At 37.3% G+C, this 17897-nt stretch carries 16 protein-coding genes; 10 read left to right on the plus strand and 6 right to left on the minus strand.

Going from position 1 to position 17897, the window contains the following annotated elements:
* Nucleotides 1-32 precede the first annotated feature (32 nt).
* The 6 genes from ACH3PA_RS04660 (at nucleotide 33) to murI (ending at nucleotide 6521) form a co-directional block, all read left to right on the plus strand.
* Nucleotides 33-722, plus strand: a complete 690-nt coding sequence (locus ACH3PA_RS04660; RefSeq protein ID WP_416439865.1) for a DUF6089 family protein — start codon at nucleotides 33-35, stop codon at nucleotides 720-722.
* A gap of 10 nt (nucleotides 723-732) precedes the next feature.
* On the plus strand, nucleotides 733-1473 hold the full coding sequence (locus ACH3PA_RS04665; RefSeq protein WP_416439863.1) for an isoprenyl transferase: 741 nt from the start codon (nucleotides 733-735) through the stop codon (nucleotides 1471-1473).
* Between the two features lie 4 nt (nucleotides 1474-1477).
* Complete coding sequence (locus ACH3PA_RS04670) at nucleotides 1478-4060, plus strand: BamA/OMP85 family outer membrane protein (RefSeq protein ID WP_416439861.1); 2583 nt, start codon at nucleotides 1478-1480, stop codon at nucleotides 4058-4060.
* A 34-nt stretch (nucleotides 4061-4094) separates the two neighbouring features.
* Nucleotides 4095-5087, plus strand: coding sequence for an OmpH family outer membrane protein (locus ACH3PA_RS04675; RefSeq protein WP_416439859.1), 993 nt, complete (start codon nucleotides 4095-4097; stop codon nucleotides 5085-5087).
* A gap of 66 nt (nucleotides 5088-5153) precedes the next feature.
* Entirely contained in the window at nucleotides 5154-5666 is a 513-nt protein-coding gene (locus ACH3PA_RS04680; protein ID WP_416439857.1) for an OmpH family outer membrane protein, read from the plus strand.
* A 66-nt stretch (nucleotides 5667-5732) separates the two neighbouring features.
* A complete protein-coding gene (gene murI, locus ACH3PA_RS04685) occupies nucleotides 5733-6521 on the plus strand; it encodes a glutamate racemase (protein ID WP_416439855.1) in 789 nt (262 codons plus the stop codon).
* Here the strand turns inward: murI and ACH3PA_RS04690 are convergent.
* Complete coding sequence (locus ACH3PA_RS04690; RefSeq protein ID WP_416439853.1) at nucleotides 6518-7510, minus strand: type IX secretion system membrane protein PorP/SprF; 993 nt, start codon at nucleotides 7508-7510, stop codon at nucleotides 6518-6520. The two genes, murI and ACH3PA_RS04690, sit on opposite strands and share 4 nt — an antisense overlap.
* Before the next feature lie 156 nt (nucleotides 7511-7666).
* Here ACH3PA_RS04690 and ACH3PA_RS04695 point away from each other — a divergent pair, with 156 nt between their 5' ends.
* The 4 genes from ACH3PA_RS04695 to ACH3PA_RS04710 all read left to right on the plus strand — a co-directional run bounded on the left by ACH3PA_RS04695 (nucleotide 7667) and on the right by ACH3PA_RS04710 (nucleotide 11968).
* Complete coding sequence (locus ACH3PA_RS04695; RefSeq protein ID WP_416439851.1) at nucleotides 7667-8569, plus strand: NifU family protein; 903 nt, start codon at nucleotides 7667-7669, stop codon at nucleotides 8567-8569.
* Between the two features lie 92 nt (nucleotides 8570-8661).
* Nucleotides 8662-8862, plus strand: coding sequence for a dodecin family protein (locus ACH3PA_RS04700; protein WP_416439849.1), 201 nt, complete (start codon nucleotides 8662-8664; stop codon nucleotides 8860-8862).
* A 160-nt stretch (nucleotides 8863-9022) separates the two neighbouring features.
* A complete protein-coding gene (locus tag ACH3PA_RS04705; RefSeq protein ID WP_416439847.1) occupies nucleotides 9023-11062 on the plus strand; it encodes a thioredoxin domain-containing protein in 2040 nt (679 codons plus the stop codon).
* A gap of 69 nt (nucleotides 11063-11131) precedes the next feature.
* The gene (locus ACH3PA_RS04710; protein ID WP_416439845.1) at nucleotides 11132-11968 is read left to right on the plus strand and encodes a mechanosensitive ion channel family protein; all 837 of its coding nucleotides are present in this window, start codon (nucleotides 11132-11134) and stop codon (nucleotides 11966-11968) included.
* 8 nt (nucleotides 11969-11976) lie between these two features.
* On the opposite strand, the gene tsaB is transcribed toward ACH3PA_RS04710, so the two are convergent.
* Genes tsaB through ACH3PA_RS04735 form a run of 5 tightly spaced genes read right to left on the minus strand, consistent with a single transcriptional unit; the run spans nucleotide 11977 to nucleotide 17892 of the window.
* Nucleotides 11977-12651: a tRNA (adenosine(37)-N6)-threonylcarbamoyltransferase complex dimerization subunit type 1 TsaB gene (gene tsaB / locus ACH3PA_RS04715; RefSeq protein ID WP_416439843.1), complete on the minus strand. Its 675-nt coding sequence runs from the start codon at nucleotides 12649-12651 to the stop codon at nucleotides 11977-11979.
* 6 nt (nucleotides 12652-12657) lie between these two features.
* Nucleotides 12658-13938 (minus strand): efflux RND transporter periplasmic adaptor subunit, encoded by a 1281-nt coding sequence (locus tag ACH3PA_RS04720; RefSeq protein ID WP_416439841.1) that lies wholly within the window; start codon nucleotides 13936-13938, stop codon nucleotides 12658-12660.
* Nucleotides 13939-13941: 3 nt separating this feature from the next.
* Nucleotides 13942-15378 carry a TolC family protein gene (locus ACH3PA_RS04725; protein ID WP_416439839.1) on the minus strand — a complete coding sequence of 479 codons (1437 nt, stop codon included), beginning with the start codon at nucleotides 15376-15378 and terminating at the stop codon, nucleotides 13942-13944.
* 60 nt (nucleotides 15379-15438) lie between these two features.
* On the minus strand, nucleotides 15439-16599 hold the full coding sequence (locus tag ACH3PA_RS04730) for an efflux RND transporter periplasmic adaptor subunit (protein WP_416439837.1): 1161 nt from the start codon (nucleotides 16597-16599) through the stop codon (nucleotides 15439-15441).
* Between the two features lie 33 nt (nucleotides 16600-16632).
* A complete protein-coding gene (locus ACH3PA_RS04735; RefSeq protein ID WP_416439834.1) occupies nucleotides 16633-17892 on the minus strand; it encodes an ABC transporter permease in 1260 nt (419 codons plus the stop codon).
* Between the last annotated feature and the right edge of the window lie 5 nt (nucleotides 17893-17897).

Here is a 17897-nt window from a genome sequence, read left to right on the forward strand (position 1 = left end):
ATTATTGTTATATTTGCAAACTTTTAAAGCCTATGAGGTATTTGACGATTGGTATAATCGCCATTTTATACTGTTTTTCAGCACAGAGCCAAACTTATGAAATTGGCGTTTATGCAGGAGGAGCTAATTACATAGGGGATGTGGGTAAGACCAATTACATCAATCCCACTTCACCCGTTTTTGGTGGTATATTAAAATGGAATCGCAGTCCGCGTCACTCCTTTAGGTTCAGCTTATTGGCAGGAAACATAGAAGGAAAGGATACAGAGTCAAAAGAAACCAGACGTAATCTGCGCGGCTATGAATTTGAAAGTAAGTTAATTGAAGCATCATTAGGTCTGGAATACACCTTTTGGGAATTTGACATGCATGAAGGAGGGAGACCTGCAACACCGTACTTATATACGGGATTCACGTATTTTAATCACGATGAATTTGCTCTTGATCCTAATATTGATGAATTGGTCAATACGGGATCAGCCTGGAACGTGGCAATACCAATGGTGATAGGCTTTAAAGCAGCGGTGGCAGACCATTTTGTTCTGGCTATTGAAATGGGCGCACGATATACCTTCACAGATAATCTGGATGGTAGTGTTCCCTCAACCAAGGAATATGGCAACGTGAGCTTCGGAAATATTAATAATAACGACTGGTATATGTTTAGCGGTTTAACCCTTACATATACCTTTGGCAGACGACCGTGTTACTGCGGTTTTTAAGTACTGATAAATGGATTTTATAGATCAAATAGATCGAAAAAAATTACCTAAGCACATAGCTGTCATCATGGACGGCAATGGTCGTTGGGCAAAAAAGCAGGGCCTCATGCGAGTGGCTGGTCATAAAAAAGGAACCAAAGCTGTAAGACAAACGGTTGAAGCTGCTGCAGAATTAGGTATAGACCACCTAACCATGTATGCTTTCTCTACAGAAAACTGGAACCGACCTAAAATTGAAGTAGATACTTTAATGAAGTTGCTGGTTTCCTCCTTAAAAAAAGAGATCAAAACCCTTCAGGACAATAATATTTCTTTAAACGCCATTGGCGCTTTATCTTCCCTTCCTGACAAAGCCCAAAAAGAACTGCAGGAAGTTATTGAACTTACAAAAGCCAATACCGGTCTTAGATTAACGTTAGCCCTTAGTTACGGCTCGCGCGAAGAGCTGGTAAAAAGCGTAAGGGATATCTGTGAAAAAGTTAAAAAAAACTTAATTTCGCCACACTTAATTGATGAGGCAGTCATTAATGAGCATTTGTATACCTATGATATGCCAGATGTTGATCTCCTTATTCGCACGAGTGGAGAACAACGCATAAGTAATTTTTTACTTTGGCAAATAGCCTATGCAGAGCTCTATTTTACACCAGTTCTCTGGCCCGATTTTAGAAAAAATCATCTGTACGAAGCAATTTATAATTACCAACAAAGAGAAAGACGATTTGGAAAGACGAGTGAGCAAATTAATTAAGCAGATGCCTAAAAAAGCCCTGATTATAGCAGTTTTATTTTACTGCTTTACCTACACAACCCTTCAAGCTCAAAATGACCTTCCCGTTGCAGACGGCAAGCAATATGAGATAGGTACGATTTCTGTAGTAGGTTCTACTCAATATAACGAGCAAACCATTATAGCGTATACCGGCTTAAAAACCGGAGATGTACTCTATCTTCCCGGTGACCGCATAAGTAATGTAATTAAAAAATTATGGAGTCTGGACTTGTTCAGTGACATTAATTTATATGTTACTAACATTAACGGCAATGTTGTTGACCTACAGCTTGAAATAACAGAAGTACCTGAGCTTAATAAGGTTACTATTACCGGTATTAAGGAAAAGAAAACTAAAGAGCTTATAGATGACAACAATCTAAAAAAGGGCGCTAAGGTTACAGAAAACTTAATCACTACTACTAAATTCTACATTGAGAACAAGTACAAAAAAGAAGGTTATCTCAATTCTAAAGTTAATATAATAACTCGTCCTGTTGAAGATTCTACTAAAGCAGAAAAAGTAGACATGCTTATTAATATTGAAAAGAGCGACAGGGTAAAAATAGATGATATCGTTTTTGAAGGTAATGAACAACTGTCTGACGCTAAGTTGCGCAAACAGATGAAAAATACCAAGAAGAAAAATCTAATTAGATTCTGGAAGCGTTCAAAATATATCGCAGATGATTATGAAGAAGATAAAGAAGCTGTAGTCAACAAATACAAAGAAAAAGGCTTTCGCGATGCGCGTATAACCTCAGACACTTTAATTCATTCTGGTGAAGACCTGATCACATTAAAACTTAATGTGGAAGAGGGTGAAAAATATTACATAGGAGACATCAATTTCTTAGGAAACACTGTTTACACAGACAGACAACTGGCAAATCAATTAGGTCTTGCAAAAGGGGATGTTTACAACGGGGTTCTTTTAAAAGAGCGTATAGCTAAAGAAGGTGATCCTGATGCAGATGATCTTTCAAACTTATATAAAAACAGTGGGTACCTTTTCTCTACAATAAATCCTGTTGAAGTAAATGTGGAAAATGACACCATTGATTTCGAAATCAGGATTACAGAAGGAAAACTGGCTTATTTTGACAGAATAACAGTTGCAGGTAATGAAAAAACTAACGATCGCGTTATTTACCGTACGCTGCGTACAGCTCCAGGTAAGCGTTATAGCCAGGCTGCCGTTTTGCAAACCGTACGAGAACTTGGGCAAACAGGTTTCTTTGATCCGGAACAGCTGAATCCTCAATTTTTAAATGCAGATCCTTATGCTGGTACAATTGACATTAATTATGATGTTGTAGAGCAGGGAGCCAGCCAGATCGAGCTACAAGGAGGTTACGGTGGCGGTGGTTTTGTGGGGACCCTCGGTCTTTCATTTAACAACTTCTCTATTCAAAATATATTTAATAAAGAAGCTTATCAGCCTTTACCTATGGGTGATGGGCAGAAGTTTAGCTTACGTGCTCAGGCAAGTACTTATTATCAAACCTATAGTGCTTCATTAGTAGAACCATGGTTAGGTGGTAAAAAACCGGTACAGTTCTCATTCTCCTTTTCACATAGTATTCAATACCTATATAACTATTCTACGAGAGGAGCAGATGTAGACAAGGATCGTCGTTTCTTAATTACCGGGGGTTCTATTGGACTGGCAAAAAGACTTGAAAAACCTGATAATTACTTCCAATTATCACACGCAATAAGTTTTCAGCATTTTGATTTGAAGAACTATAATGTGGGACTCTTTACATTTGGAAATGGATCTGCAGAAAATCTTGCATATACCATAGGTATATCACGTAATGAAGGTGATGTAAACCCAATATTCCCGCGTTCTGGATCTAAATTTAACCTTACGGCGAAATTGACTCCTCCATATTCTGCATGGAATGGTACTGACTATAAAGAATTAGCAGAACAGAGAGCAGAAGCTGTTGACAATAATGATTCTGAAGCAATAGCAAAAATTGATCAGGAGCGTTTTAACTGGTTAGAGTATTACAAAATTAAATTTGAAGGCCAGTGGTTCACACAGCTTGTAGGTAAATTTGTTCTAAGTAGTAAAGCAGAATTTGGTTTCTTAGGCGCCTACAACAATGATCGTGGTATCCCTCCATTTGACCGCTTTTTCTTAGGTGGTGACGGTTTAGGAGGTTACGCTCTCGATGGTCGTGAAGTAATACGTTTACGTGGTTACCCTAACCAGTCTGTAGTACCTCAGGATCGTGCAGAGAATAGTACTTTAACCTCTAGTGATGGTGCTACGGTTTACAACAAATTTGAATTTGAATTGCGTTACCCTATCACATTAAAACCATCAGCCTCTATCTATATGTTAGCTTTCGCTGAAGGCGGTGCTTCTTTTGACAATTTTAAAGACTTTGATCCGTTCTCATTAAACAGATCTGCCGGTGCCGGGATTCGTATCTTTATGCCAGCCTTTGGTTTACTGGGGATTGATTTTGGTTATGGGTTTGATCCTATTCCGGGTACCTTAGGAGGTGCTAACGGTTGGGAAACTCACTTTATAATTGGACAACAATTTTAATTTGGCACGATATTTTCTAATACCATCAATGCTTATGAGAAACAAAGTTCTTTTACTAGGTCTCGCTCTGCTGTTCGCAGGCATATCAGTTAAAGCACAGCGTAGCATACGTATTGGGTATATAGATATGGATTATATACTTGAGAATGTTCCTGAATATAAGGAAGCTCAGGGTCAACTTGACAATAGAGTTAATGAATGGAAAAATGAGATCGATTCTAAACTTGCTGAAGTTGAACAAATGCAAAAAACGCTTGATAATGAGCGCGTACTTCTAACACAGGAATTGATAGAAGAACGGGAAGATGAGATTTCATTTTTAAAAAATGAGATTCAGGATTATCAACAAAAACGTTTTGGCCCTCAGGGTGATCTAATGATACAGCGCAGTAATCTGGTTAAGCCAGTGCAAGATCAGGTTTTTAACGCTGTGCAGGAGATATCAAAAAACAGACAATATGATTTTGTTTTTGATAAATCTGCAGATCTCGTTATGCTTTATGCCAGTGAGCGCCATGACATAAGTGATCAGGTTTTACTAAGCATTAACCGCGCCTCTAAAAGGAAGCAGGTAAATAGTAAAAAAGATAAAAACGAACTTGAGAAAAGCGAGGCTCTTACTGTAGAGCAACAGCAAGAAATTACAGAACGCGAGAAGGAGGCTAATGCTAAGCGCGAAGAACGTGAAAAGTTAATAGAAGATAGACAGACGCAACGTGAAGAAGAACGAGCTGCTAAAGAAAAAGCCTTTAAAGAACGCAGAGAGCGCTTATTAGAAGAGCGTCAAAATAGGAAAGACTCTATCGCTGCTGCCAGAAATAATAAAGGTAATGAGGCTACTCCTGTAAAAACAGAAGAAGGTAAACCAGAAATGAGTGCAGAAGAGCGCAAGCAACAGATTCTAAAAGAGCGTCAAGCGCGAAAAGATTCAATTTTAGAAATACGCCAGAAAAAAAGAGATTCTATTATTCAGGCAAGAGAGCGTAAAAAAGATTCTGTATCAAACAGTAAAAACAATATCCCCTAACCTCAGGGTTAAGACAAAATGAGGTATTTTACAAGAATTAATTATAACACTTAATATTTTTTTGAAATGAAACACATGAAGACCCTAGTTGTAGCGATTGCTCTAATTTTAGGAACGTCCGGATTTATGAATGCACAGGATTCTAAAATTGCACATATTGCAACACAGGAATTACTTACCCAAATGCCAGAATACAAACAAGCACAGGCAGATCTTGAGAAACTACAAACTTCTTACGATTCTCAAATTCAGGAAATGGGTACCGGACTTCAACAAACAATGGAGCGTTACGGTCGTGAAGCAGAAACAAAAACTGATGAAGAAAACCTAAAGCGCCAGGCAGAAGTTGAAAAAACACGTAATTCTATAATGGAATTTCGTCAAAACGCGCTTCGTGATCTTCAGAAAAAAGAAGGAGAGCTTTTAAAGCCTGTATATGAAAAAGCACGTACTGCCATTCAAAAAGTAGCTCGCGCTAAAGGATATCAATATGTAATGGATAGCACAACCGGTGCTGGTCTTATATTAGCAGACGGTTACGACCTTATGCCAGATGTAAAGAAAGAATTAGGTATTTAAGTAGAAATATCAGCCTAAATAGTTCAAAAAACCGCCTTTTTACGGCGGTTTTTTTAATTTTAGAAAATGAATAATAACCCCATAGGCGTATTTGACAGTGGCGTAGGCGGCACTTCTATCTGGAAAGAAATAATTACGCTGCTCCCTAATGAGAATACAATCTACCTGGCAGACGTAAAAAACGCCCCCTACGGCGAAAAATCGGCTGAAGAAATTCAGAAATTGTCGATTAAAAATACTGAGCTACTTATAAGTTTAGGGTGCAAAATAATTGTAGTTGCCTGTAACACTGCCACTACAAATGCCATCACGCTCTTAAGAGAAACTTATGATATTCCTTTTATAGGCATAGAGCCAGCAATAAAGCCCGCTGCTCTACTTTCTTCAAATAAAGCTATAGGCATACTTGCCACTAAAGGCACACTATCCAGCTCATTATTTGCTAAAACCTCAGGCATGTACGCAAATGGGATTGACGTGGCAGAAGTTAAAGGAACGGGTTTAGTAGAACTCATAGAAGCAGGTAAATTACATACAGATGAAATGCGTGAATTACTGGCTCATTATCTGGAGCCTATGCTTGCAAAAAATATAGATTACCTGGTACTGGGCTGTAGTCATTACCCATACCTCTTACCTATTCTTAAAGAGCTTTTACCAGAACATGTAACTATAATAGATTCTGGAGAAGCAGTTGCGCGACAAACGCATAAAATACTTATTAATAACGAATTATTAGCTTCAGAAAGAGATCATACAGCTCACTTGCTATATTCTAATTTAGAAACTAAAGTACTAACACAGCTTATAAATGACGTAGATGCGAATAAAGATATAAGTTACCTCGATTTCTAATTAATGGCTGGACAGTTGCAATCGTAAGGCTCTCGGCGCTTGCCAAAGTCATATCCTAAAGTGATCTGATGAAAACTGTTAGAAAGCACAATATTGTTATTCTGATACGAATAGGTATAAGCGAAAAGAAAATTACCGTAATTGATGCCAATTATAGGAGTGATATAATCTAATTTCTGACTTTTAACCGAGTTGCCACTATTTATATATTCTGCACCATCCAGACTTCTTCTATACGATAAACCGCCCCATAATTGTCCCCAGTCAAATTCTCTATAGACTTTGAAATTTACGTCAAGTGCACTTTCGCCAGTTTTCTCTTTAGCCTGAAACATTAAAGAAGGCTCATATTTCCACAAACTGCCATATCTGCCAAACACATAACCTGCAGACAAAATATAGTTACGCTGCCCACGAGTTTCTGCATCACCTGTATATAGATATTTTCTGGCTTCTACTAAGTTTTTCACCGTAGCATGCGCATAGAAGTCTAGTAAATAATATGACATACCAATATCTACATTAAAGAACACATCACTTTGGCTACCCCCGCTTATTAGAGGGTCAAAATCTGTCATATCAAAACTCGTCTCATCGAGAACGTTTTGTATAATACCAACGTTGACACCAAAAGATAGTTGATTTAAGTCTATAACATTTCTGGAAAGTAAAAGGTGGTAAGCTAAAGTACCGTAAAGTCCCTTCTGCGAAAAATATCCGTTCTCATCTGAAAAAGCAATCGCACCTACGCCAGTTCTCTCTCCCAGCCTGCCGTTTACACTTAATGTTTGCAAATTAGGAGCATCTTCTACATCAAACCATTGCTGCCTCGCAGTTAACCGTATTTGATTCGCATTTGCTGCACCTGCCATTGAGGGATGCAAGAGATATAAATTGTCTGAAAGATAATCTGAGTAAACCGGCACACCATCTTGTGCAAAGCCCGTAGCGATCATTAGGAGAAATACAACCGATATAATTTTTTTCAAAGCTCTTTTTGTTAAGAAGCGAGACCTTCAGAGCATTATGCACCGCAGAATCAAGAATTCAAATCTAACTAATTCCTATTTACTTATGCACTGTATAATTATAATATTTAAGCAGTAACATCATCAATTTGCGTAAATTTGCTCAAAATTTAGTACATGAGCAAGTTTAATATATCAATAGAGCCCACATCAAATGCTGCCATTAAAAAATTTCAGGCAAACGCATTTTTGGTTAAACATAATAGTTATGAATTTAAGAATATCGACGAAGCTAAGAATTCGCCGCTTGCCCAGCAATTATTCTACCTTCCTTTCGTAAAAACAGTATACATAGCACAAAATTTTGTAGCCGTAGAAAAGTATAATATTGTTGAATGGATTGATATTCAAAACGAACTATCAACACAAATTCAGGATTATCTTAACGATAATGGTGTTGTTATCATAGAAGATAATCAAAGTACAAAAATACCGGTTACTATCTATGCAGAAAGCACGCCTAACCCAGGAGTATTAAAGTTTGTAAGTAACAAAAAGATCGTTACAGAAATACACGAGTTCAAAAATATAGAGGAAGCTAAACATGCACCGCTAGCTAAGGCTCTTTTTAATTTTCCTTTTGTAAAAGAGGTTTTTATGGACAAGAACTATGTTAGCGTTCAAAAATATGACGTTATAGAATGGGATGAAGTTGTTCTTGAAATACGTGAATTCATACGTAACTATATCGCAGAAGGTAAAGAGATCATTACCGAAAAACTTATAAAAACACCTCAGGAAGTAGAAAGTAAAAAAGAGGTAGAATTTGAGAAGATGGATGATATCTCAAAAGAGATTGTAAACATCATAGAAGAATATGTAAAACCTGCTGTTGCAAGTGATGGAGGAAATATTCTTTTTCAAAATTATGATCCTGACACAAAAAATGTAAAAGTTATATTACAAGGTGCTTGTAGTGGCTGCCCTTCTTCTACGTTTACCCTTAAAAACGGAATAGAAAATATGCTGAAAGAGATGTTACCCAGCAAGATTAATCAGGTAGAAGCAATTAACGGATAGTTTTCTTAAAATATTAGCCATATACGCTTTTTTAGCTTTTATTATTATCGTAATTTGAGCATTCGTTAATAATTTAACTAAAAATCGAAAAAATGGCAGTATTAAAGGTTATTGAAGTTCTGGCCAGCTCAAATAAAAGTTGGGAACAGGCCACAGCAAATGGAGTAAAAGAAGCATCAAAAACGCTTAAGAATATTCGATCTGTGTATGTAAACGAGCAAAGCGCTGTAGTAACAGGCGATACGGTAACAGAATTCCGGGTGAATCTTAAAATTACTTTTGAAATCAAGTAAATTCACAAAACCTAATATAATGTCCCGTTATCATTTTTTGGTAACGGGATATTTTTTATTTGTAAATTAATCTATGCATACATTTCGCCCTCTTATTTTTTGCTTGTTCGCTCTTGTAGTGTTGATTACAATTTCATGTGATACTAAATCTAATAACAAAATGGACCACGCATATACAAATGAACTTATAAATGAAACTAGCCCCTATTTACTTCAACATGCACATAATCCTGTAAACTGGCAGCCGTGGAGTGATGATGCGCTTAAACAAGCCAAAGAAGAAAATAAGCTTCTGATTGTAAGCATAGGCTACAGCTCTTGCCATTGGTGCCACGTAATGGAACATGAGAGTTTTGAAGACACGGCAGTAGCAAATGTTATGAACTCAAATTACGTGAGCATTAAGGTTGATCGTGAGGAACGCCCAGATGTTGATAATGTATATATGAATGCGGTTCAACTCATGACTGGCGGCGGTGGCTGGCCACTTAATGTAATTATTTTACCAGATGGGAGACCTGTTTGGGGTGGCACATATTTCCCTAAAGACAACTGGATTGATGCTCTGCAGCAGATTTCGTCGCTTTACAAGGATAACCCAGACAAACTCTACGATTATGCTTCAAAATTAGAACAGGGTCTGCAGCAGATGGATGTTATCGATCTTAAAGAAGGCAAGCCTTCATTTGATAAATCTATCCTCGCAAAAAGCGTAGAAAAGTGGTCTCATAGCTTCGATACTGTACAGGGCGGCTTAAACAGAGCTCCTAAGTTTATGATGCCTAACAATTACGCTTTCTTAATGCGCTACGCCTATCAGGAAGATAATAATGCGCTGTCTAGCTATGTGCATAGAACGCTTGAGCAAATGGCCTTTGGCGGTGTGTACGACCAGATAGGCGGCGGGTTTGCACGATACAGTACAGATACAAAATGGCATATTCCACATTTTGAGAAAATGCTTTATGATAACGGTCAATTGTTAAGCTTGTACAGCGATGCTTACCTTCTTAAAAAAGATCCGCTCTATAAGGATGTGGTATATCAAACTGTAGATTTTGTAAAACGTGAAATGCTAGATGCTTCGGGAGGTTTTTATTCCGCGCTTGACGCAGATAGCAAAAATAAAACTGATTCTCTTGAAGAAGGTGCTTATTATGTTTTTACAAAAGAGGAGCTTAAAAGCGAAATTAAGGATGATCTTGATCTGTTTAGCGCGTATTATAATGTGAATAATTACGGCTATTGGGAGAAAAATAATTATGTTTTGATTCGTCAGGATAGCGATGAAGATTTTGTAGCAGAACATAATCTTGATTCATCAGATTTTTCCAGAAAGAAAAAAGAATGGCAAGAAAAATTGCTAAGCTTTCGCGAAAAGAGACCAGCTCCTAGACTTGATGACAAAATTCTAACAGGTTGGAATGGTCACATGGCAAATGGCCTCGTAGATGCATATCGTGTTTTCAACGAGGATGATTTTCTCGATCTGGCTCTTAAAAATGCCAATTTCATTAGAGATAACCAAATACGACCTGACGGCGGACTAAACCGAAATTATAAAGGAGGAAAAAGTACCATTAACGGATATCTTGAAGATTATGCTTCAACTATACAGGCATTTATTAATTTATTTGAGGTAACAGCAGATAAAAAATGGCTTATTTCGGCTAAAAACCTCACAGAATACACCATAAATCGCTTCTACAACCCAAAAAACGGGATGTTTTATTTCACTTCTGATGAAGATTCTGCTTTGGTCTCGAGAAGCATAGAGTATCTCGACAATGTGATACCGGCGTCTAATTCAATAATGGCAAAGAATCTCTATAAATTAAGCCACCTTACTTTTAATGCCAGCTATACTGAAAAGGCAGCACAAATGCTGCATAATGTGAGTGCAGATATTGAAAGCTACCCATCGAGTTATAGCAATTGGCTAGACTTGATGCTCGATTATACACATCCATTTTATGAAATTGTAATTACCGGGAAAGACGCTGAAGCTAAAAGAGATCAACTCTATGCCAATTTTATACCCAATGCGGTTATTGTTGCAACCACAAAAGAACAAGACGACCTTGACATCTTTGAAGGACGTTGGGATGATGATGACACCTGGATTTATGTTTGCGTGAATAATGCATGTAAACTCCCTGTAAAAACAGTCCCTGAAGCCCTAAAACTGCTGGAAAATTAACTTTAATTAAACAGTTCTTATTTTAACACACAGAATAGAATGCTGAAATTTGCAAACCAAAATATAACTATGGATCCCGAAAAATACACAGAATACGCCGAGCATTTTGTAAGGAAAGTAATAGATTTTCTGCCTAACTTGATTACTGCAATAGTTTTGCTATTTGTAGGATTATGGGTAATCAAATTTATCAATCGTTTTGTACATAAATTTTTTGAAAGGAAAGACTATGAAGTAACTCTTGAAAAATTTATAGCAGATCTTATAAATTGGGCGCTTAAAATTATCCTTTTCGTTTTAGTGATTACACAACTGGGAGTAGAATCTGCCTCACTTGTTGCTGTAATTGGTGCTGCAGGATTAGCGGTAGGTCTTGCATTGCAGGGATCGCTTTCTAATTTTGCTGGCGGTGTTTTAATTCTATTGCTGAAGCCATTTAAAGTAGGTGACTGGATTTCTGCACAAGGCGTAGATGGTGCCGTAAAAGAAATTTCTATTTTCAACACACGCATTATCACTTTTGGAAATCAGGAAGCAGTTATCCCAAACGGAAAACTTTCTAATGACAATATCGTAAATTATACATCTACAGGTATTCGTAGAGAGGCACAAACTTGGGGCATCCATTATGATAGTGATATCAAACTTGCAAAAGATATTCTACTGGGTCTTGTAAACGAGCAGGAAACCGTTCTGGGCGATCCACACCCTGCTCCTATGATCGTGGTAGCAGAACTTGCAGATAGTTCTGTAAATCTATCTTTAAGATATTGGGCTAAAAATGAAGATTTCTGGAATCTTCGCTGGTATATTTTAGAAGAAGGAAAAAGAAGACTTGAGGCAGCCGGTATCGTAATACCATTCCCTCAACGCGATGTACACATTTATAATGAAAGTGAAGATTAAAAAAGATCTTAAACTTTCTTTGGTTTTGTAACCAGGAAATCTTTTAAATAATACGGTTCAAAATAGGCGACATCTTCAAAATCGCCTATTTTGTATTTGTTATAGGCTAAAATTGCCATCTCTCGTGCAGACGGTAGGGCTTCAGATAAGTACAGCGCATTCTCATGCTCTGTTAATTCTTTAAACTTCAAAACGCCATTACCAATAAATGCTGTTTTACCTTTATTAAGATAATATTCAAAAGAATGATTATCGAGAATCTGCGCTTCAGTATCTCTTATTTTTTCAAAATCATTACTAAATACTGCACTATAAACTTCCATTCTACGAGCATCCAGCATTGGGATAATGTAGTCTATAGGAGAAGCAACCTGCATTGCTATAGATTTTAAAGTGTCTATCGCTAAAAGAGGAATCTCGAGAGCATAACACAACCCTTTAGCGCAACTCACACCTATTCGCAGTCCGGTATAAGAACCCGGACCCTTACTAACTGCTATTGCATCCAGATCATTAAAACTAAAATCTGAAGATTCTAAAACCTCTGCAATATACGTGTGTAAGCGCTCAGCATGAGAATAATTGAGCCCCATATCTTCTCTTAAAACGACAACCTCCCCATCCTTAGCAATTGCTACAGAGCAGTTTGTCGTAGTAGTCTCAAGACATAGAATTAGAGCCATTTCTACCTATTTTGAATCTGCCAGACCCGGTCCTTGCTGCTCTTCTACCTTGTCGCCGTCTTTCAGACTTTTAGTAACGGTATTATAAGGGCCAACAATTACTTCTTCACCTTCTTGAAGTCCGGAAGTGATCTCAATATTAGTATCATCCTGTATACCGGTTTCTATAACTCTCAATTTAGCCTCGTCACCCTTCTTCACATAAACACATTCAAATTGCTTGTCACCGGTTACAGCAGACGGCGTTTCTCCCGGTTTACGTGTCGTAGTGGTATCATTCTTTATTACGATCGCACTAATAGGTACACCAAGAACATTAGGTTTGCTATTTGTAATAACATCTACTGTTGCTGTCATTCCCGGTCTAAAAGGAGAATAACTTTCAGGTTTACCTTCGGTAAGGTTACGATAAGATGATTCTAAGATTCTCACTTTAACCTTGAAATTTGTTACCTGATCTGCAGTAAGATTACTTTCTGCCGAGTTAGCAATTTCAGTTACCTGCCCCTTAAACTGAGTTTTTAAATAAGCATCTACCTCAACATTAGTAGAATCACCTATATCTATTTTTACGATGTCATTCTCGTTAACATCAACTTCTACTTCCATGTTACCCAAATCTGCAACACGCATAATCTCTGTCCCGGCCATTTGCGCTGTACCCACAACTCTTTCACCCAGCTCTACACTAAGGCTTGAAATAGTACCTGTGATAGGAGCATAAATAGTAGTACGCTCCAGATTATCTCTGGATTGCTTCACATTAGCTGAAGCGCTTTGTACACTGTAATAAGCAGATTTTACATTAGCCTGAGCGATCTCATAATCTGAAACCGTTTGATCCCAATCTGATTTTGAAATAACACCTTTTTCATAAAGAGGCTTATTTCTATTATAATTTAATTCAGCCATTTTTTGACTTGCCTCTGCCTGAGCCAGACCGGCCTTCACATTTTGTAATGATGCCTGTGATTGCGTAAGAGCAGACTGTATAAGATCTGGATTGATTCTTACAAGCAAATCACCTTTAGTGACCTGTTGCCCTTCTTTAACAGGAAGTTCTATAATCTCACCAGAGACTTCAGAAGATATTTTAACTTCAATTTCAGGCTGTATTTTTCCGGTGGCCGCTACGGTTTCAGTAATATTCATTTTCTGAATTTCCTTAACCTCTACAGATTTAAACTCTCCTGAGTTCCCAAACCAACCGGCTTTCTTACCTCCTATTAAAATAAGGATAAGAATGACAGCAATTGAAACAATAATTATAATAGTTTTTTTACTCATTTTTTAAAATTTAATTTCTGAGATAGGAATACCAAAATACAACTCTACTACTTTTATTCTGAAAATATAATCATATTTCGCTCTGTTAAGCTCAATTTGAGCATTATCATAGCGCTGTTTACCCTGACTTAGGTCAAAGGCATTTGTAAGACCAACATCATATCTGTCATTTGCATATTCATAAGCTAATTCTTGTGCTTCTGCAGCAGATTGTGCAGCCTCATATGTTTTACGAGCGCTTTTTGCATCAAGATATGCCTGATAAACATTAGACTCTAGATCAAGCTTAGCCTGCTCCAGATTAAGTTCTGCTCTTTTTACATTTACCTGACTTCTATTGATCTGATTACGCGTTGCGAAACCATTAAAAAGAGGTACATTTAGCTGAAAACCGTAATTAAGTCCGTCATTCAAATACAATTGCTCAAAGAACGGTAATGGACTACCAATTGTTGAAAGGGTGTTAGGAGCAACAACCACTTCATTTGTAGACTGCACAAAACCTATTTCTCGAGTAGGTTCATCAGGATCAATTACCGGATCAAGAAACTGACCTGCTCCAGATTCACGAGTATCATAGCTTACAAATGCATTTAAAGTAGGCCACGAAGCTCCTCTAGCAATTTCAACATCCTTTTGAGCCAATTCTGCATTCATCTGAGCTATTTTGATTTCATTTCTATTGTCTTTAGCTCCTTCAACAATTTCTGCTGCAGAGCGATTTAGAATATCATCACCCATGATTGCATATTCATCATCAGATATATCAAAATTCTTATAATCTTCAACTCTTAGTAGCTGAGCAAGACTTATTAAAGATATTTCTACCGCATTTTCTGAAGCAACAATGCTCTGTTGCTCACTTGCATCCTGAGCACGTATCTCAAGAAGGTCGCCTTGAGGAAGAACACCACCATCAACAAGTTCTTGAGTTCTTTCAAGTTGCTGCTTTGTAACCTGATTTTGAGTTACAACTACTTCAAGATTTCGCTTATTTAATAAGATCTGCAGAAAGTTGTTTGCTACCAGAAGAGAAATATCATCTGTTATCTTATCTAAACTATATTGGGCAGCAAGCTTTGCCAGTTTAGCGCGCTGAAATTGCTTAAAATTACGTAGACCATCAAAAAGTGTTACGCTGGCAGTAAGGCCTGCAGAAAAGTTTCTGGTTGTCTGGCTTTGAAGCACACCGGTAGTTACGTTTTGGGTTAAACCTGTGTTCCATGAATTTGTAGCAGACCCGTTCACAGAAGGAATTAGATTTCCAAATGCATCTAATTTATCTAAGGCCGCATTTTCTATATCTAATTCACCTTGTTGAACAGTAATATTATTCTCTAATGCATAGGCCACACATTCCTGTAATGTCCATTTTTTTTCTTGCGCATTAAGTATTCCTACTAAAAATAGGGTAATTATTAAGGGAAAAAAATTCTTCATAATCGGATTTCTGGGTGATTAGTATATAAAACGGAAGTTATGTTACACAATCCTTAAAATTTATGAGCGACTAAAATTGGTTGCAGGATTTACAGGATTCCACACTTTAATTTTATCATTGGCATCTAAGCCTTTTTTGATCTCAACATTTATCCCGTCACTTATACCGAGCTCTACATCTTTTCGTTCAAAATCCTGATCCCCTTTCTGAACTTCAACATATGGATTCTGAGTTTTGGAATCAAATTGCACCAAAGCCTCTTTTACAGCTAGAACGCTGTCTGCACGCGCTAATATAATAGACGCGTTAGCACTTAAACCTGCACGTATAAAAGTAGTATCAGATTTATTAAGCGTGCCTTTAATTTCAAATTGAATTGCACCATTCTCACTTACTCCTTTAGGTGCTATATAATCGAGAACAGCATCAAATTTTTTGTTTTCGATAGCACCTACGGTAATTTCTAAAGGGAGATCTTCCTTTATTTTTCCAACTTCGCTCTCATCAACTTTACCCTGAAAGATCATTTCATTAACATCTGCCAGAGATGCAATTGTAGTCCCGTCATTAAAGTTATTTGCCTCAATAACCTGATTCCCCGCTTTTACAGGTACTTCTAAAACCATACCTGTTATTGTTGCTCTAACCGATGTTGTAGCTGCACTACCTAACCCGCTCGTAGTACCTGTTTTAACGATATCATAGTTTTGTTGTGCAGATGATAAACTTAATTGCTGCTGCTTGTAATTTTGAACTGTTTGATTGTATTCACGCTGTACATTATCAAAATCATTGGCAGAAACCACCCCTTTCTCATAAAGAGCCTTTTGCCTTTCATAAATACTTTTTTGATTATCAAGAGCAAGTTTTGCAGTTTCTACAGCAGTTCGTGAACTGGCAATACTATTTTTTGCAGTAGTTAAAGACGATGCATTAGGCACAACTTTTATTTTTGCTATAAGATCGCCGGCTTGTACAAATTCTCCTGCTTCCACAAAAATCTCATCGATTATACCTGAAATATTAGGCTTGATCAATATTTCTTCACGTGGCACAATACTTCCTGTAGCCACGGTCTTTTTAATGATCGTTTCTTTTGTAGGAGTTTCGGTTGTGTAAACCACAGGATCTTCCTGATTCTTCTGATATAAATAATACAGCGCTCCAACAAATGTTATTGCTATAACAGCTAAGATGATAATGGTGACTGATTTCTTCATGGTTATATTGATATTCGTTTTAACTGATTGATTCTATTCTGTACGCAGAGCGTCTACCGGTTTAATTTTAATTGCATTTTGGGCTGGTATGAAACCGGCAAATAATCCTGAAAATATTAAAATAGCTAAAGCTACAAGCACGGTACCGAGATCAACACTGGGGTTTGCAAACATATTTACGGGACCATTAGAGTCCAGATAGCTATTTAGTATATAAATAAGAAATGCGCCAAGCGATATCCCCATCATTCCAGATAAAATTGTAAGCACCATAGATTCCATAAGGATTTGAACTCTTATAGACCATGGGCTTGCACCTAATGCTCTTCTAATTCCTATTTCTTTTGTGCGCTCTTTCACGACAATAAGCATAATATTACTTATCCCAATAATCCCCGATAAAAGCACTAAAATCCCAACAAAATAGGCTACTATTCTCAAGGCAAAAAACAGCCCCTCTACTTTTTGATATTGTTGATACAGATCAAAATCCCCAATCGCACGATCATCATCAGGATGAATGGTGTGATTCTTTTTCACTACAGTGAAAATCTGGTTTTTTAATTCGGTAATAGAACTATTATCATCTGCAGTAATGGCCATCCACCCTACTTTTTCTCCCTGATTAAATGCCTGGGAAAAAGCAGTAAAGGGAACATAAATTTCTTTTTGATCCTCTTCAGCATCTCCTTCACTTGCAACCTTTTTATAGGTTCCTACGACCATGAAGTTCACCCCGTTTATTTTTATGTAAGTTCCGATAGGATCTTCTTCTCGTTCATAAAGCGCAGTTTTCACTCCTTCTCCTATGATCGCTACTTTCCTTTTTTGCTCTATATCTCCATAATTTACAAAGCGCCCACTGGTGATATCCATAGGCTGTTGCTTTATAATTTCAGGATAATCACCGTACACATTAAATGCCCCTGTATTTAAGCCTCGTACCACATTATTTGCTCCACCAAAACCACCTAACTGATTTCTGGGAGATACAAAGCGTAAGTGAGGTACGTTATCTTTTATTGCCCTAACATCATTAAGATCGTAGCGAAATTCTCTCCCTTTAGGAAGGCCTTTATAAGATTTTGAGATACTCTGCGTCCACATGAACATAGTGTTAGTTGCAATGTTCCCAAAATCTTTCTTTATCCCGTTTTCAAGACCTTTCCCAGCAGCAAGCAGAACAACCAGAATAAAAATACCCCAGAGCACACCAAAAGCGGTAAGCAGGGTTCTAAACCAGTTACTATTTAAAGCTTCTATAATTTCACTCCAACGATCTCTGTTAAACATATGAT

The sequence above is a fragment of the Leeuwenhoekiella sp. A2 genome, assembly GCF_047946655.1.
Lineage (GTDB): Bacteria > Bacteroidota > Bacteroidia > Flavobacteriales > Flavobacteriaceae > Leeuwenhoekiella.

Excerpts from the sequence above, each read along its gene's own strand:
- ACH3PA_RS04725 (WP_416439839.1), bottom strand. The coding sequence starts at position 15,378 with ATGAAGAATTTTTTTCCCTTAATAATTACCCTATTTTTAGTAGGAATA.
- ACH3PA_RS04710 (WP_416439845.1), top strand. The coding sequence starts at position 11,132 with ATGGATCCCGAAAAATACACAGAATACGCCGAGCATTTTGTAAGGAAA.
- ACH3PA_RS04720 (WP_416439841.1), bottom strand. The coding sequence starts at position 13,938 with ATGAGTAAAAAAACTATTATAATTATTGTTTCAATTGCTGTCATTCTT.
- ACH3PA_RS04670 (WP_416439861.1), top strand. The coding sequence starts at position 1,478 with ATGCCTAAAAAAGCCCTGATTATAGCAGTTTTATTTTACTGCTTTACC.
- ACH3PA_RS04705 (WP_416439847.1), top strand. The coding sequence starts at position 9,023 with ATGGACCACGCATATACAAATGAACTTATAAATGAAACTAGCCCCTAT.
- ACH3PA_RS04665 (WP_416439863.1), top strand. The coding sequence starts at position 733 with ATGGATTTTATAGATCAAATAGATCGAAAAAAATTACCTAAGCACATA.
- ACH3PA_RS04700 (WP_416439849.1), top strand. The coding sequence starts at position 8,662 with ATGGCAGTATTAAAGGTTATTGAAGTTCTGGCCAGCTCAAATAAAAGT.
- ACH3PA_RS04660 (WP_416439865.1), top strand. The coding sequence starts at position 33 with ATGAGGTATTTGACGATTGGTATAATCGCCATTTTATACTGTTTTTCA.
- ACH3PA_RS04735 (WP_416439834.1), bottom strand. The coding sequence starts at position 17,892 with ATGTTTAACAGAGATCGTTGGAGTGAAATTATAGAAGCTTTAAATAGT.
- ACH3PA_RS04730 (WP_416439837.1), bottom strand. The coding sequence starts at position 16,599 with ATGAAGAAATCAGTCACCATTATCATCTTAGCTGTTATAGCAATAACA.
- ACH3PA_RS04680 (WP_416439857.1), top strand. The coding sequence starts at position 5,154 with ATGAAACACATGAAGACCCTAGTTGTAGCGATTGCTCTAATTTTAGGA.
- ACH3PA_RS04695 (WP_416439851.1), top strand. The coding sequence starts at position 7,667 with ATGAGCAAGTTTAATATATCAATAGAGCCCACATCAAATGCTGCCATT.
- ACH3PA_RS04675 (WP_416439859.1), top strand. The coding sequence starts at position 4,095 with ATGAGAAACAAAGTTCTTTTACTAGGTCTCGCTCTGCTGTTCGCAGGC.
- tsaB (WP_416439843.1), bottom strand. The coding sequence starts at position 12,651 with ATGGCTCTAATTCTATGTCTTGAGACTACTACGACAAACTGCTCTGTA.
- murI (WP_416439855.1), top strand. The coding sequence starts at position 5,733 with ATGAATAATAACCCCATAGGCGTATTTGACAGTGGCGTAGGCGGCACT.